Origin of the sequence: Flavobacterium ginsenosidimutans (genome assembly GCF_037478105.1) — a bacterium.
GTDB lineage: Bacteria > Bacteroidota > Bacteroidia > Flavobacteriales > Flavobacteriaceae > Flavobacterium > Flavobacterium ginsenosidimutans.
The window spans coordinates 601,039-617,766 of sequence record NZ_CP147988.1 but is presented as its reverse complement, the minus strand read 5'-3'; the positions used below and the strand labels follow the sequence as shown (position 1 = coordinate 617,766).

16 protein-coding genes are annotated in these 16,728 nt (G+C 33.3%); 5 read left to right on the top strand and 11 right to left on the bottom strand.

Annotation, left to right across the window (positions count from 1 at the left end):
* Positions 1-13 precede the first annotated feature (13 nt).
* The 3 genes from V6624_RS02910 to V6624_RS02900 all read left to right on the top strand — a co-directional run bounded on the left by V6624_RS02910 (position 14) and on the right by V6624_RS02900 (position 4,006).
* Positions 14-2,203 carry a glutamine synthetase III gene (locus V6624_RS02910; protein WP_111286857.1) on the top strand — a complete coding sequence of 730 codons (2,190 nt, stop codon included), beginning with the start codon at positions 14-16 and terminating at the stop codon, positions 2,201-2,203.
* Between the two features lie 151 nt (positions 2,204-2,354).
* On the top strand, positions 2,355-3,533 hold the full coding sequence (locus V6624_RS02905; RefSeq protein WP_111286855.1) for an AIR synthase related protein: 1,179 nt from the start codon (positions 2,355-2,357) through the stop codon (positions 3,531-3,533).
* Positions 3,534-3,649: 116 nt separating this feature from the next.
* Complete coding sequence (locus V6624_RS02900; protein ID WP_111286853.1) at positions 3,650-4,006, top strand: hypothetical protein; 357 nt, start codon at positions 3,650-3,652, stop codon at positions 4,004-4,006.
* Between the two features lie 89 nt (positions 4,007-4,095).
* On the opposite strand, the gene V6624_RS02895 is transcribed toward V6624_RS02900, so the two are convergent.
* Positions 4,096-4,719 (bottom strand): M949_RS01915 family surface polysaccharide biosynthesis protein, encoded by a 624-nt coding sequence (locus V6624_RS02895; protein ID WP_338840802.1) that lies wholly within the window; start codon positions 4,717-4,719, stop codon positions 4,096-4,098.
* A gap of 136 nt (positions 4,720-4,855) precedes the next feature.
* Here V6624_RS02895 and V6624_RS02890 point away from each other — a divergent pair, with 136 nt between their 5' ends.
* Positions 4,856-7,186, top strand: coding sequence for a GH92 family glycosyl hydrolase (locus V6624_RS02890; protein WP_422389326.1), 2,331 nt, complete (start codon positions 4,856-4,858; stop codon positions 7,184-7,186).
* A gap of 133 nt (positions 7,187-7,319) precedes the next feature.
* Positions 7,320-7,763: a hypothetical protein gene (locus V6624_RS02885; protein WP_111286890.1), complete on the top strand. Its 444-nt coding sequence runs from the start codon at positions 7,320-7,322 to the stop codon at positions 7,761-7,763.
* 147 nt (positions 7,764-7,910) lie between these two features.
* Here V6624_RS02885 and V6624_RS02880 read toward each other — a convergent pair whose 3' ends face one another.
* From V6624_RS02880 to gldI, 10 genes are all read right to left on the bottom strand, one after another.
* On the bottom strand, positions 7,911-9,767 hold the full coding sequence (locus V6624_RS02880) for a peptidase M61 (protein ID WP_111286847.1): 1,857 nt from the start codon (positions 9,765-9,767) through the stop codon (positions 7,911-7,913).
* Between the two features lie 109 nt (positions 9,768-9,876).
* On the bottom strand, positions 9,877-10,155 hold the full coding sequence (locus V6624_RS02875) for a DUF2805 domain-containing protein (protein WP_111286845.1): 279 nt from the start codon (positions 10,153-10,155) through the stop codon (positions 9,877-9,879).
* Between the two features lie 121 nt (positions 10,156-10,276).
* Positions 10,277-11,104, bottom strand: a complete 828-nt coding sequence (locus V6624_RS02870) for a sterol desaturase family protein (protein ID WP_111286843.1) — start codon at positions 11,102-11,104, stop codon at positions 10,277-10,279.
* 126 nt (positions 11,105-11,230) lie between these two features.
* Entirely contained in the window at positions 11,231-11,470 is a 240-nt protein-coding gene (locus V6624_RS02865) for a GlsB/YeaQ/YmgE family stress response membrane protein (protein ID WP_111286841.1), read from the bottom strand.
* Between the two features lie 42 nt (positions 11,471-11,512).
* A complete protein-coding gene (gene aqpZ, locus V6624_RS02860) occupies positions 11,513-12,220 on the bottom strand; it encodes an aquaporin Z (protein WP_111286839.1) in 708 nt (235 codons plus the stop codon).
* Positions 12,221-12,244: 24 nt separating this feature from the next.
* A complete protein-coding gene (locus V6624_RS02855) occupies positions 12,245-12,601 on the bottom strand; it encodes a DoxX family protein (RefSeq protein ID WP_338840801.1) in 357 nt (118 codons plus the stop codon).
* Positions 12,602-12,688: 87 nt separating this feature from the next.
* A complete protein-coding gene (locus V6624_RS02850) occupies positions 12,689-13,588 on the bottom strand; it encodes an EamA family transporter (protein ID WP_111286835.1) in 900 nt (299 codons plus the stop codon).
* A gap of 221 nt (positions 13,589-13,809) precedes the next feature.
* Positions 13,810-14,943 carry a peptidylprolyl isomerase gene (locus V6624_RS02845; RefSeq protein WP_111286833.1) on the bottom strand — a complete coding sequence of 378 codons (1,134 nt, stop codon included), beginning with the start codon at positions 14,941-14,943 and terminating at the stop codon, positions 13,810-13,812.
* Between the two features lie 31 nt (positions 14,944-14,974).
* Positions 14,975-16,051: a peptidylprolyl isomerase gene (locus V6624_RS02840; RefSeq protein ID WP_111286831.1), complete on the bottom strand. Its 1,077-nt coding sequence runs from the start codon at positions 16,049-16,051 to the stop codon at positions 14,975-14,977.
* A 15-nt stretch (positions 16,052-16,066) separates the two neighbouring features.
* Positions 16,067-16,723: a gliding motility-associated peptidyl-prolyl isomerase GldI gene (gene gldI, locus V6624_RS02835; protein ID WP_111286829.1), complete on the bottom strand. Its 657-nt coding sequence runs from the start codon at positions 16,721-16,723 to the stop codon at positions 16,067-16,069.
* Positions 16,724-16,728 lie beyond the last annotated feature (5 nt).

The window sequence follows — 16,728 nt, the reverse complement described above, 5'->3', positions numbered from 1 at the left end:
AATATACATAACCATGTCAACATTACGTTTCCAAGCTTTACAACAAGCTTCAAACAGAAAGCCAGTACATTTTGAAGAAATTGGCCGAAAATCTAATCTTTTTGGTGCAAATGTGTTTAATGAAAAAGCAATGAAGCAATATTTAACTCCAGATGCTTTTAAAGGAGTAAGAGATGCCATTCAGCACGGAACAAAAATCGACAGAAAGATGGCAGATTATATCGCCATGGGAATGAAAGAATGGGCTCTGGCGAAAGGAGTTACACATTATACACACTGGTTTCAGCCTTTAACAGGAACTACTGCAGAAAAACACGATGCTTTTTTTGAAACTTCTTATGACGGAAGTGATCCTGTAGAGAAATTTGGCGGCGCACAATTGGTTCAGCAAGAGCCAGATGCATCAAGTTTTCCAAATGGCGGAATCAGAAATACTTTTGAGGCAAGAGGTTATACAGCTTGGGATCCAACTTCTCCAGCTTTTATATATGGTACAACTTTATGTATTCCAACAGTTTTTATTGCTTACACGGGTGAAGCTTTAGATAATAAAATTCCTTTATTAAGAGCATTATCGGCAATTGATGAAGCAGCAACAGAAGTTTGTAAATATTTTGACAAAAATGTAAAAAAGGTAACAGCAACTTTAGGATGGGAACAAGAATATTTCTTGATAGATAAAGCTTTAGCAAATTCTCGCCCTGATTTAGTAATGACTGGAAGAACTTTATTAGGACATACTTCGGCAAAAGGACAGCAGTTAGATGATCACTATTTTGGATCAATTCCAACTCGCGCTCTTACTTATATGAGAGATTTAGAACAGGAATGTATGTTATTGGGAATTCCAGTAAAAACACGTCATAATGAGGTTGCACCAAATCAGTTTGAGTTGGCTCCAATTTTTGAAGAAACTAATTTAGCTGTTGACCACAACTCTTTATTAATGGATGTAATGCAAAGAGTTGCTGAACGTCATGATTTTAAAGTATTATTTCACGAAAAACCATTTAAAGGAGTAAACGGTTCTGGAAAACACAACAACTGGTCATTGGCTACAGATACTGGAGTTAATTTATTAAGTCCGAGTAAAACGCCAATGAGCAATTTACAGTTTTTGACTTTCTTTATTAATACGATAAAAGCAGTAAACGATAACGAAACTTTATTAAGAGCATCTATTGCAACAGCAAGTAACGACCACAGGTTAGGAGCAAACGAAGCGCCGCCAGCAATTATGTCGGTATTTATTGGTGCACAATTAACTAAAGTTTTATCTGAGTTAGAAAGCGTTACAACAGGAAAACTTTCGCCAGAAGAAAAAACAGATTTGAAACTGAACGTTGTTGGTAAAATTCCAGACGTATTATTAGACAACACAGATCGTAACAGAACTTCTCCTTTTGCTTTTACAGGAAATAAATTTGAGTTTAGAGCAGTTGGTTCAAATTCAAACTGTTCAAATGCAATGACAACTTTGAATGCGATTGTGGCAAAACAATTAATTGACTTTAAAAACGAAGTGGAAAACCTAATCGAGTCGAAAGACATGAAAAAGGATGATGCTATTTTTAATGTTTTAAGAGAATACATTAAACAATCTAAAAAGATTCTTTTTGAAGGTGATGGTTACAGCGAAGCTTGGGAAAAAGAAGCTGCAAAAAGAGGGTTAAGTAATTTTAAAACAACTCCAGAAGCTATTAAAGCTAAGGTTTCTAAACAAGCTTTGGATTTATTTGAAGAATTAGGAATCTTTAACCACGTTGAAGCTGAAGCTCGTTACGAAATTGAATTGGAAGAATACACTAAAAAAATCCAGATTGAAGGAAGAGTTTTAGGAGATATTGCTAGAAATCATGTTATTCCAACCGCAATTCGCTACCAAAATACCTTAATTGAAAATGTAAAGGGCTTAAAAGAGATTTTCGGAAAAGAATTTGAAACGATTGCAAGCGAGCAGATTGTTTTAATTAAAGAAATCTCAGGCCATATTGAAGGGATTAATTCTAAAGTATTGGCAATGACCAATGAAAGAAAAAAAGCAAATCAATTGACTGACGGTCAAAAAATGGCTGAAGCATACTGCAATAAAGTAAAACCTTATTTTGAAGATATCCGTAATCACTGTGATAAATTAGAGCTTTTAGTAGATGACGAAAGTTGGACATTGACAAAATACAGAGAATTATTATTTACTAAATAATCGTTTTCTATACCTATTATATATAACCTGTCTTTTTTAAGGCAGGTTTTTTTATATCAAATAGTGATTTTTTTTGAAACCTATATTTGAATAAGCAAAAGAATTAAAAAAAGGGATTATCTTTGCACCACATCAACACAAACTAATTTTCATGAGTTCAGATTCTAGCAAGAGATATGCACAAAGAGGTGTTTCGGCATCAAAAGAAGACGTACATAACGCTATAAAAAATATTGACAAAGGTTTATTTCCTCAGGCATTTTGTAAAATTGTACCTGATTATTTAACTCAGGACAACGATCATTGCCTTATTATGCACGCTGACGGAGCAGGAACAAAGTCATCTTTGGCATATATGTATTGGAAAGAAACTGGAGATCTTTCTGTTTGGAAAGGAATTGCGCAAGACGCATTAATCATGAATATTGATGATTTATTATGTGTTGGTGCAACTGATAATATTCTGCTTTCTTCAACAATTGGAAGAAATAAAAACTTAATTCCAGCTGAAGTTATTTCGGCAATCATCAACGGAACAGAAGAATTAATCAACGAATTAAAATCATTCGGTGTTACCATTCACTCAACAGGTGGAGAAACTGCTGATGTTGGAGATGTTGTTCGTACAATCATAGTAGATTCTACAGTTACAGCTCGTATGAAACGTGCAGATGTTGTAGACAATGCAAATATTAAAGCTGGAGATGTAATTGTTGGTTTGGCTTCTTTTGGTCAGGCAACTTATGAAAAAAGCTATAACGGTGGAATGGGAAGTAACGGACTTACTTCTGCGCGTCACGATGTTTTCGGAAAATATTTGGCTAAAAAATATCCAGAAAGTTATGATGCAGCGGTTCCAGAAGAATTAATTTATTCTGGACAAGTAAACTTAACAGATGAAGTGGAAAACAGCCCGATCAATGCTGGACAATTAGTGCTTTCTCCAACAAGAACTTACGCGCCAATTATCAAGAAAATTTTAGATAAATATACTCCAGAGGATATTCACGGAATGGTACACTGCAGCGGAGGCGCTCAGACTAAAATTTTACACTTCGTAAAAGATTTACACGTTATAAAAGACAATTTATTTCCAGTACCACCATTGTTCAAATTAATTCAAGAACAATCAAAAACAGATTGGAAAGAAATGTATCAAGTTTTCAACTGTGGACACAGAATGGAGCTTTACGTTCCAGAAAACATTGCACAAGATATTATTGAAATTTCAAAATCATTCAATGTTGATGCGCAAATCGTAGGTAGAGTGGAAGCTTCAGAAGAGAAGAAACTTACCATTACAAGTGAATACGGAACATTCAATTATTAATCTAGTTGTAAAGATTCAAAGGTTCAGAGTTGCAAAGACTTTGAAACTTTTAAAATAATTATTAAATTTAGAGATGCATAATTGTGCATCTCTATGTTTTTTTAACACATTATATTATGTACGAATTACTTTTTTGGAAATATCTAGACGAAATCTACCTTAATAATCAAGAAGTTTATGAAGCGCTGCTTGAAAAAGAAGAAGTTGAAGGTCTAGCCGTTCTTCAAATTGATGTAATCGTAAATAGGATCAATTCTGTCTTTTCAGACTGGGAAAGAGTGGATGAAAACAGCTGGAAAAACCCAAAAGGAAAAGGTGCATTTCAAGTTATTACCACACCACAAAGCATAAAAATTGACTGCTACGGAACAGAAGGAAAAACCATGAATAAATTAGTAGATATCATGGAAGAATTCAAATGTCCGCTTTACGATCCACAAGTTCCAGAACGTTACGACGAAATGAACGAGTAAAAATAATTGTTAATTGTAAATTGTTAATGATTGATTGTTGTTGATAATTCACCATTTACAATTAACAATTTACAATTAACAATTAAAATTTAGCCGTTTTTCAAAAGCAAATCCTGTTCTTTTCTCATTTTAGCCAGCAATTGATCAACATAGGTTTTAATTTTCTGCGGAAGCGTATTCCAATTTTGATCCTTTTTAAAACTTCTGCAATCGTCTAAATCGCACTCAACTGCGCGAATAACGTATTTTTTTGTTTTGTAAAGCGTAATAATTTTTACTCTTCTTATATAGCCATCTTCTGTTCTGGTTCCATAAACTACAATAGGATCAATATAACCGTCGCCGTCAATGTCTTTTGTATTACAATATTTTGTCCAAAACCAAATGTTAGTTTCTTTTGGCTCATAATCTTCAAGAAGATCATTAATTCTCCATTTTTCTAAAAATCCGCCGTGATCGTTAACCACGCAAATCGCTTGAATTTTGGTATTTAAAGTATCTTTTTTAGAAATTATTTTTTGATTTTCGGCTAAAACCAATTCGTAAACGCCTCCTTTATCACTGAATTCAAATGCTCTGTAAATAGGGAAATCGGTTACGTTTTCAAGTTCTCTTTCGTGGATTTCTTGTTTGGTTAATTTATAGCTTTCTACTTTTTGAGAAAAAATAAATGTCGAATAAAAGGAAAGTAGAAATGCAATATGTTTTTTCATGCTTACTATATATTTTTAGTACATCAAAGATATTTAAACCTTTTGAGTTCTGCTAAATTTATGTTTTTTAAAAACAGTTTTTGTTGTACTTTTCTGAATTAAAATAACAGCAAATATTTCTACAAAAAACTATAAAATGGCTAAGATAAACTGCGTCAAATTTCTTTTCGGTATATCGGTTTTAATGCTTTTTTCCAATACTATAATTGGGCAAAAAAAAGCTGACGAAAAGCGAAATCTAATTCAATATGTAGATCCAATGATTGGAACTGCCAAAATGGGACACACTTATCCAGGTGCAACAGTTCCTTTTGGAAGCGTACAATTGAGTCCAGAAACTGATACAATCGCTTACAGTTTAAACGGAAAATATAATGGCGAAGTCTATAAATATTGTGCAGGTTATCAATATGAAGATAAAACGATTGTAGGTTTTAGTCACACGCATTTCAGTGGGACAGGGCATTCTGATTTGGGCGATTTTTTAATTATGCCCACAACAGGAAAACTGCAATTAAATCCGGGTGTGGCATCAAAACCTTTGTCAGGTTATAGATCGGCATTTTCGCATTCGACAGAAAAAGCAGAACCAGCATATTATAGCGTTTTTCTGGAAGATCATAAAATTAAAGCAGAATTGACCGCAACAACTCGTGTTGGAATGCATCAATATACTTTTCCAAAATCGGATCAAGCGCACATCATTTTAGATTTAACTTCTGGAATTTATAATTATGATAAAAAGAATGTTTGGACATTTGTTCGGGTAGAAAATGATACTTTAATTACAGGTTACCGCCAGACAAATGGCTGGGCAAGAACGAGAACGGTTTATTTTGCAATGTCTTTCAATAAACCCATTAAAAGTTACGGACAAGCTGCTCAAGAAAAAAGTGTTTACAGAGGTTTTTGGGGAAGATTCGATCAAACGAAAAACTTTCCAGAAATGGCAGGACAAAACTTGAAATTATTCTTTGATTTTGATACCAATGAAGGAGAGAAAATCAAAATAAAAATGGCTTTATCGCCTGTGTCTTCTGCGGGTGCATTAGAAAACATGAAAAAAGAAACACCTGATTGGGATTTCGAAAAAGTAAAAAAACAAAGTCAGGACGTTTGGAATAAAGAATTGAATAAAATTCAGGTAGAAACTATTCAAAAAGAAGATTTAGTCAATTTTTATACCGCAATGTATCATGCTTTTCTTGGTCCGACAGAATACATGGATTTAGACCGAAATTATAAAGGTCTGGATATGAATGTTCACAAAGCCGAAAATTTCACCAATTATACCAGTTATTCACTTTGGGATACGTATCGTGCTTTGCATCCATTATTTAATATTGTACAATCAAAAAGAAACGCCGATATGGTAAGTTCGATGCTGGCTCATTCAGATCAGAGCGTTCATAAAATGCTTCCAATCTGGTCGCATTATGCTAATGAAAATTGGTGTATGATTGGGTATCATTCGGTTTCAGTTGTGGCAGATGCCATTGTAAAAGGAAATATTAGTTTTGATGCAGAAAAAGCGCTTCAAGCCTGTGTGAATACTGCAAAAGTGCCATATTATGACGGACTAGAATTTTACATGAATAAAGGATATGTTCCAGAGGATAAAAATGGTTCTTCGGTTTCTAAAACTTTAGAATATGCTTATGATGATTGGGCAATTGCGCAGGCTGCAAAGAAATTGGGTAAAACAGAAATTTATAATGAATTCATCAATAGATCGAAGAATTATAAAAATGTTTACGATGAAAAAACGGGTTTCATGCGTCCGAAATTAAATGACGGAACTTTCAAAAAAGAATTTGATCCGTTAGATACCCATGGACAAGGTTTTATTGAAGGAAATTCTTGGAATTACAGCTTGTACGTTCCGCAAGATCCTGCTGATATGATTCAATTGATGGGCGGAAATGAGAAATTCAAAGTTCGTTTAGATTCATTGTTTAATATGCATCTTCCAGATAAATATTTTGAAAATACAGAAGATATTACAAGAGATGGAATTATTGGAAATTATGTTCACGGAAATGAACCCTCGCATCACGTTGTGTACTTATACAATTGGACAGATTCTCCTTGGAAAGCTCAAGATAAAATTAGAATGATTTTGAAAAAAATGTACAGAAATGGTGCTGATGGTTTAGGAGGAAATGACGATTTCGGACAAATGAGCGCTTGGTATATTTTCAGCAGTTTAGGATTTTATCCAGTTGCGCCAGGTTCAGACGAATATGCTTTAGGAAGTCCGCTAATGAAAAATGCTGTTTTGAATTTGGAAAACGGAAAGACTTTTGAAGTTTCAACAGTTAATCAATCTGATAAAAATGTATTTGTGAGCAAAGTGTTATTGAATGGAAAACAATTAGACAAACCGTTTTTAAAACATGAAGATGTTATAAACGGAGGAAAAATTACGTTTTATATGAGCAGCAAGCCAAATAAAAAAAGTTATTAAAAGAGTTCAAACCTAACAGGTTTTTAAAACCTGTTAGGTTTAACAATAATATTAAATCAGTATAATTTGTGAATTTGTGGCAAATAACAAAAAACTTCACGAAATTTGCATTTCAAATAAAGAAAAACGAAATATGAAAATAAATCTAAAATCAGGAATTGATAAACTGCTTTTCGGAATGAAGCAGAATGATGTAACAGCTGCTTTAGGAAAACCGGATAAAAACTATAAAGACGAAGATGACAATGTGATTTTTGTTTACAATGCACATAAAATCAGATTGACATTTTATCAAGAAGAAGACCTGAAATTAGGTTATTTAGTAGCATCAAGTAATGATCTAGAAGTTTTCGGATTCAAATTAATCGGAAGAAAAATTGCTGATGTAAAGAAAGATTTCGCTGCAAAAGGAATTACAAAATACAATCAGGAAACTTTTGATACTTTCGAAAATTATTTCAATGAAGATAATTGGTTCATTCTTCAAACAGAATTTGACGAAGTTGTGAAGTTTGAAATCGGTGCAATTATCAATAGTAAGGATGAATTTGACTGGAAATTTCCTGTGAAGAAATAAGGCTTTTTTTTGTCAGGCTGAGCGGAGTCGAAGCCCACGTAAGTCAAATCTTGGGCAAAAGGCTTCGACTTCGCTCAGTCTGACAGACCAATGACATAAAAAAAACCGACAATCACTTGTCGGTTTTTTTTATTCTTTAAAAAGAAATTATCCTTTTAACCATGCATTTTTAAGTTTTTCTTTTGAAGCATCAGTTGCTTTAAAAGTTTCAGCTTCTTCGAATGGTAATTTTACAGTTCCTTTTACAGTTTCCTCTTTACCGCCACGTTTTACTTTAAGAGTGATTGGATCGTTTTCTTTCCAGTTTTCACTTTCGGTAATCAAATCATAAATATTATCTAGATTGTATGATTTATTATTTACAGCCAAAATTTTATCACCACCTTTTAAATTCAGGTTTTTAAAGAATTCAATTGATTCTGAATCAGGACGAACAGTAATTTCTTTTGTTGCTTTATCAATAGTAATGTATGGAGTTTGTCCTTTAATAAACGGATTTCCAGATTTTTTCTCAGTTGCTTTTGTTACACCAACTTTTGCTAAGTAGAAATCGTAAGGAATTGGAGTTGTTCCAGCAACATATTTGTTTAAGAATTCACCCACTTCTGGATAAGTTAAAGAAGTGATTTTTGCAAATAATTCATCATCATTAAATGGTTTTTCAATACCATATTCGTTAGATAATTTGTGCATTAAATCCAAAATCCCTCTTTCTCCGTTGCTTTTTTCTCTAATGATAATATCGATACACATACCAATTAAAGCTCCTTTTTGATATACATTTAAGTATTGATCTTTATATGGTTGCTCTAATACATTTTTACTCATTACAGTAAATGACATCGTATCATTTAAACCTTTAGCTTGCTCAATTTTATCAGCAATACGAGTATAGAATTCAGCTTCATCAATCAAACCTTGATTGATTTGGAAAAGATTAGCAAAGTATTCTGTCACACCTTCGTACATCCATAAATGCTCAGACATTTTTGGTGCATTGTAATCAAAATATTGAATCTCTTTTGAGTGAATAGTTAATGGAGTTACAATGTGGAAGAATTCGTGAGAAACTACATCTTTCATAGATTCTACCAATTTTTCTTTCGGCATTGATTCTGGTAAAACTACAGTTGTAGCAGTAGGATGCTCTAAAGCTCCAAAACCGTGTGCGTCATCTTTTGCCATGCTTGAAAGATATAATAACACGGTATATTTTTTAGTAGAATTTACTTTTCCTAAAAAGTTTTTCTGTGCTGTCATCATCGTTTTCATCTCTGGCGTAATACTTTCTGCAGTATATTTTCCAGTAGGAGAGTACACTGCGATTAAGATATCCATTCCATTTACATTAAATGTAGTATAATCTGGTTTAGAATACATAATCGGGTTCTCTACTAAAATAGCATAACGAGAAGTTTTAAATACATCTGAAGTATTGCTTGCATCTTCATCTGTCATAGAAGTTGCACCCCAAAGAGTTTCAGGATGTGTAACGGTAACTTTGTAAGGAACATCTAATTTATCTTGAAAATACCCCACAAAACCATGAGTGTTTAGCATGAAGTTTTTTCCTGCGTCAATGTTTGTTCCAGCTGGTGAGAAAACGTCATCGTTACCAAATCCAGTTCCTTTTTCAGTATCGAAAGTATCGTTTACTAAATAAGTGATTTTTTTTAATGATTTTGCATTCGAAATAGACCAAGAATTATCGTCTAATCTTTTTACAGTAAGTGCATTTCCTTTTGCATCAAAAGCTTTAAAGTCTTCTGAATATTTTCCGTAATTGTCTGTTGAATAAGTTCCAGGAACGGTTTTAGGAATGCTGTAAACAATTTCATCCGTTTTAATAGCTGGCGGAGTAACTGTTACTAAGACTTTATCGTCTTTAACATCGGTTAGATTGATATTAACTTCAACTATATTGCTTTTCGCGGCTCCAGTGCTACCCGTTTTACAGCTCCAAAAAGTTACCGCTAGAGCTAAGGTGTAAAGTATTTTTTTCATTTGTAAATGTTTAGTTAATTGTATTTGTCACAAAAAGTGATGAAAAGTTACTAAAAAATAACAATAATTTTAAAAATAAAAAAAACTCCTGAAAAACAGGAGCTTTATGTTAGTCTAATTTATTCTTGATATAATATTTTCCGTCCAAATCTTCATCAAAATCATCTATTTTTAAGGGTTTTGGTTTTGGTTTATTTGCAATTGCCTTCTTTTTCCACATCTCGAACTTTTCAAGAGGCATTTTCTTTTTCATGATGTCCAGGACTTCTTTTTCTGCCAATCCAAATTCCTTTTTTATAATTTCAAATGGATTTCTTTCTTCTAAAGCTAACGAAACAAGTTTTTCAGTTTGTTCCGGAGTTAATTCTTTGCGGCTACTCTTTTTCATCTCGTGAAAATTAATTCAAAATAGGGTGTTAATTATTAATAGATTGATTTTCAATTCTAGTATCAATATTAAAAAAAAAAATAATAAGTTGGTACAGTAGAGTGCAATTTTTTTATTGATTTTAACTGTTTTTAAAGGATCTTGATTTTTGAAATGGAATTTTTAGCAGATTCTTCAATTCATTGTTTTCTTCTGGCTGCATATGCGTGTCTACGCCATATATTAACTGGTCTTTTGGTAAATAGGTAAAAGTTCCAAAAAGCCTGTCCCAAACAGAAAAAATATTACCATAATTGCTATCTGTATAAGGCAGAACATAATGATGATGAACTTTATGCATATTAGGCGAAACAATAAAATAACTTAAAAAATTATCCAGTTTTTCTGGAAGCGAAATATTCGCATGATTAAATTGTGAAGCTACAACAGAGAGCGATTGATAAAGGAAAACCATCCACATTGGAGTTCCAACGATTAAAACGCCTAAAGTGGTAAAAACAAAACGAACCACGCTTTCTCCTGGATGATGTCTGTTTGCAGTTGTCGTATCAATCCAAGTATCTGTATGATGGACTAAATGAAATTGCCACAGAATTTTAACTTTATGTTCGACCAAATGTGCTAAATATGCTCCTATAAGATCGAGAAGCAGTAAACCAATTAGAGTATAAAGCCAAACTGGCATTTCGGGAAGCCATTGCAGAATTCCAAAATTATGGTCGATTGTCCAAGCAGCAGTTTGTATTAAAATGAAAGCCAAGATAAAATTGACAACAATTGTAGTGAAAGTAAAAAAGAAATTTATTCCCGCATGTGGCCATTTCTTATACTGCATTTTGAATAATGGAAAACTGTTTTCTATTAGCCAGAAAATGGTAATTCCGCCAACTAAAATCAAACTTCTATGTGAAGATGGAATAGTACTGAAGTAAGAAATAATTTCGTTCATAATACATTAATATTTGAGATGAAATGATGTTTCCTTTCTGATTTTATCCAAAGAAAAAGAGAAAACCACATATAAATATATCTGATTTTCTCTTTAAAAATTAATTATAAGCTAAATTTATAATTATTATTTTTTGATGAGGCTTATTATAAATAATAAAACCCAGGCACCTCCAACAGCAATTAAGATTTGCCAAAGAAGTCCGCCGCCTCCTATACCAAGTTTTCCTGCAATCCATCCGCCAATAAATCCGCCGATGATTCCAACAATAATGTTTCCAATTAATCCAAAGCCAGCACCTTTCCAAATTTGGCCAGCAAGCCATCCAGAAATTGCACCAATAAGTAAGAAATATAAAAATTCCATATTTTTTTAATTTTTTGTTAGAGTTTATTTATTTTGATCAAATTATGCTTCAGCATGATTTTGCAGCAATGTTTTATAAAGAAAACCGGCAGCTAAAGCGCCAAGAATAGGAGCGACCCAAAATAGCCAGACTTGTGATAATGGTTCTCCGCCTACAAAAATTGCTTGTGATAAAGATCTCGCTGGATTTACAGAAGTATTGGTAATTGGAATACTTATTAAGTGAATTAAAGTTAAAGCCAAACCAATTGCAACTCCAGCAAATTTTCCGTTTGCAAATTTATCAGTAGCTCCTAAAATCACTAATAAAAAGAATAATGTAAGTACAAATTCAGCAATAAAAGCGGCTTGTAACGAATAACCATCAGGAGAAAAAGCTCCGAAACCATTAGATGCAAAGGCTCCAGCTTTTGTGCTATCTATTGCAAATCCCGCTTTTCCAGAAGCTATTGTGTATAAGGTTCCTGCAGCGGCCGCTGCACCCACACATTGAGCAATGATGTAAGGAATAAGATCTTTGGCTGAAAATCTTCCGCCAGCCCATAAACCAAAAGAAACAGCAGGATTAAAATGACCGCCTGAGATATGCCCAACCGCGTATGCCATGGTAAGTACCGTTAAACCAAAAGCTAGAGCAACACCTGCAAATCCAATTCCTAAGTTTGGAATTCCCGCAGCAAATATCGCGCTTCCGCATCCTCCAAAAACAAGCCAATAAGTTCCAAAAAACTCTGCAAATAATTTTTTCATAATAAAATAATTTAAGGTTAATGTTTAGAATATATATTGGTAAGCCCAATAAATCAAAACAATTTGTAAGGGCAAACGTACAAATAAAATCCATCTTGGTAAACCAAAACCTGCTTTTTTATTTTGATACATGTATAAATTGGCAGGAAAAACAGCAATTAATAGCATAATAATTCCCCAGGCGGCAAAATTTGATGAAAAAGGCAGGATAAGAAGGATGCCTAAAATTATTTCGGCAGCACCACTTAAAATATTTATTAATTCGGGGTTCTTAAATAGAGGAGGAATGGTTTTTATATACATTCCAGGCTTTCTAAAATGATTTATTCCAGCAAGAATATAAAGCAAAGCCATTAAATATAAATGCCAAGGTAAAATCATGATATCTAATTGTTTATCACGAAATTATAAAAAAATTAACAATTATTGCATTACAGATATGCTTTTTTTGATAATATGTATTTTGGGTTATTTTTTAGACTTGAAATTTACATTCATAATAATTATGGCAAGTATAATTAGTACAATTCCAACCCATTGAGAAAAGATTACTTTTTCGTTTAGTAAAACAAACGCCATCATTACAGAAACAGGAAGCTCAAGTGCAGAAACTATACTTCCGAGTCCGATGCCTGTTAAAGGAAAACCTGCTGTCATTAAAAGAGGTGGAATTATAGTTCCGAACAATGATAACACGATTCCCCATTTTAAGAAAATTTCAAGATTGAAAGCCGTTACCTGAGTTGCGAAAGCAAAAGAAAAAACAATAATTGCACCGCCCAAAAGCATATAAAGACTTCTTTGTGCCGACGAAATTTCGGTTGCGACACTATTTGCAGTAAACATGGTTGTAGTGAAAGAAGCTGCAGCTAAAATTCCCCAAACTAAACCTCTCCAATCTAATTGGATATCATTATTGATAATATTTGTAGCTAAAACAGTTCCAAAAAGCACTATAAAAACCGCAATAACTTTTTGTTTAGAAGGCAGTTTTTTCTCTAAAATCATTTCTAGTAAAACCCCCATCCAAACGGTTTGCATTAGTAAAACAATTCCAATAGAAACAGGAATATATTTTACAGCCAAGTAATAGAAAAGACTCGTCATTCCTAATGAAGTTCCAGCTAACATTAAATTAAAAATGTTTTTTGGAGAAGCTTTTACTGCTTTGTTTTTGTTTTTTATTCTCTGAAAAAGATTGATCAGTAAAATACCTAAAATTCCGTAAATAAACTGTGAGGTCGTCACTTCTGCTGTAGTGTATCCTTCAGAATATGCCATTTTTACAAAAGTTGCCAGCATTCCGTATGTTGTTGCTCCCAAAGCAACTAGAAAAACACCTTTAAGTACATTGTTTTGCGACGTCATAATTTATCTGTTTTAAAAAATTTAAGCCGGCAAAGGTAAGTTATTTTGTTTAGGACTTAGCAGAAAGAATAGCTAAATAATGTTTTTAATAATTAAGAAGAGCGATTTTAAACTTCTAAATTGCTAATTCTTTAAAAGTTAGGATTGCTTTAAAACAAAAAAACATCAAAATATACTTTTGATGTTTTTTTGTTTTAAAGAAGAGAATTTCTCTTTTCTAATTATTTAGGCTGATTTTGGTATGTCTCGATTTCAAAAATCAAAGTCGCATTTGGTGGAATTACACCGCCAGCACCTTTTTCACCGTAAGCTAAATTTGAAGGCAGGAAGAAAGTTGCTTTTTCTCCATCTGTCATCATATCAAGAGCTTCAATAAAACCAGGAATCATTCCGTCTTTTTTGCCAACTGTAAAAGGAAACGCATTATAACCACCTTGAGCATCTCTGTTAGCATCATATTTTCCGTAAGCTTTTGCTACTGAAGGCATACTGCTGTCGAACAAAGTACCGTCTTCAAAGTATCCAGCATAGTGGAAGTAAATTGTAGAACCTTCAGCGCCTTTAACACCTGTTCCTTTTTGTGTAATCACATATTTCAAGCCAGATGCTGTTGTAGTTGCTTTTGCTTTTAAAGCTGTAAAAGCTGCTGCTTTAGTAGCAACTACTTTTTTAGCTTCTTCTTTTTGTAGTTCTCCTTTTTTCATTTCATCGCTAAAAACTTTTACTGCATCAAATTTCTTAGCAGCAGCGCCTTTGCGTGTAATGGTAATTTTATTCATGATATCATCTTGAACAATTTTATTTACATTGTCCATTCCAGAAACTACATGTCCAAAAATAGTATGTTTTCCGTTTAGCCAAGGAGTGTCTTTATGTGTGATGAAAAATTGACTTCCATTTGTAGCAGGACCAGAATTTGCCATAGCCAAAACTCCACCTTTTTCAAATTTTAATTCTTGAACAAATTCATCTTTAAAAGAATAACCAGGGTCTCCAGCGCCAGTTCCTTGCGGATCTCCACCTTGAATCATAAAATCATTGATTACTCTATGAAATTTTAGACCATCATAAAATGGTTTGCCTTTTAAGCGTTCTACTGTAACATAAGGGTTTTTACCTTCTGCTAAAGTGATGAAGTTCGCAACCGTTACAGGAGCTTTTACATATTCTAAAGAAACCACAATATCTCCTTTTGATGTAGAAATTGTAGCAAAAATTCCTTCAGCTGGATTTGCGTTAGCAGTGGCTGCTGCTGTCGTTTTTGGTTTTGCTGCTGGTTTAGTCGCAGGCTTTTTAGTTTGTGCCTGAATATTTACTATTGCTAAGCAAAATAAAAATAGAAATTTAAATTTCATTGCTTTTTAAATTTTTAAGTCTATAATTCGATTATGGTTTTTCTGAAATCTGGATTTCGAAAATAATGTTTGCGTTTGGCGGAATTACACCACCAGCACCAGTTGCGCCATAAGCTAAGTGCGACGGAATGAAAAGAACCGCTTTGTCTCCATAAGACAATTGCTCAACTCCTTCAATAAAACCAGGAATTAAACCGTCTTTTTTGCCAGCTTGAAATTGAATTGGCTGGTATCCATGCTGTGCAGCTCTTGCTTCGTCAAGTTTTCCAAATTGTTTTGCAACTTCTTCAATGCTCGTGTCAAATAAAGTTCCGTTTTCAAGGAAACCAGCGTAGTGAATGAAGATCTGATTTCCAGCAGCAGGTTTTTTACCGCTTCCTTTTTCAGTAATTACATACTCTAAACCGCTTGTAGTTTTAGTTGCTTTTGCTTTTAAAGCTGCATAAGAATCTACTTTTTCTTTTTGAACTCCAGCATATTTCTGTTGCTCTTTAGATATTTCAGCAAAATAGTCGTGGAATACTTTCACGGCATCAAATTTTTTCGCTGCTTCACCATTTCTGATAATAGTTACAGCTACGATATTATCACCTTGAACAACTTTATTTACCACTTCCTGATCTTTTGCACTTACAACATGACCAAAAATAGTATGAAGGTTATCTAACCAAGGAGTTTCTACGTGAGTGATAAAAAATTGGCTGCTGTTTGTTCCAGGACCGTTATTTGCCATTGCTAAAACTCCAGCTTTGTCAAATTTTAAATCTGAGAATTCGTCTTTAAATTTATAGCCAGTATCTCCAGAACCAGTTCCTAATGGATCACCACTTTGAATCATGAAATTTTCGATTACTCTATGAAATTTTAAACCATCAAAAAAAGGTTTCTTTTTTAAATCTTCATGTGTTATAAACTCGTTTTTGCCTTCAGCCAAAGTCACAAAGTTAGCAACTGTAATTGGGGCTTTTTTATAATCAAGTTCTACAATGATGTGACCTTTGTTTGTTTCGATATCGGCATATAAACCATCAGGCAGATTACCGTGATCGTCTTTACAAGAATAAAATGAGCTTACGGCTATTAGTAATAATAAAATACTCTTTTTCATTTTAAGATATTGTTTTTATTGAGTTAATGTGTCTTTTTTAGCTGGTGCAACAGGTTTTGCAGTTGCAGGTTTTGGTGTTACGGCTTGCGGAGATTGCGTAGCTGGTTTTGCTGTTTGTGCCGCAGGATCTGGAATGAAATTTCTAAGCGTAACAGTAACGATTAAAGATTCGTTTGGACCAATTTTTTTGTTGTCTCCGTGATACCCATAAGCCATGTGTGATGGAAATAAAAAAGTAACAGTTTCGTTTTTATGAATTCTTTTTATTCCGTCACGTAAACCCATCATAATGTCTTGTTTATCTACATAATAAGTTTGCGGACCAAGATCAGAATCCGAATAAATAATATTGCCTTTTATATCTTTTATTTCCATATTAAAGTAAGCAATATCACCTTTTCTAGGCGCTAGAGTTTCTGTTGCACTTTTTTCTTCGTAGCAAAACCAATAGCCTTTTGGAGTGGCATAATATTTTACTTTCGGATTGCTTTTTATGATTTTTTTAATGACTTGTTCTTCATTAGCCACTAATTTTTTATTTCGGTCGGCCGATTTTTTCATGAATGATCCCGAAGCACTTGAAATAGGTCTTCTGGCTTCTTCATGATGCTTACAGCTGCTTAACAAAACAGCAAAAAGCACACTATAAATGCTAAGTTTTAGGTAATTCATGATTT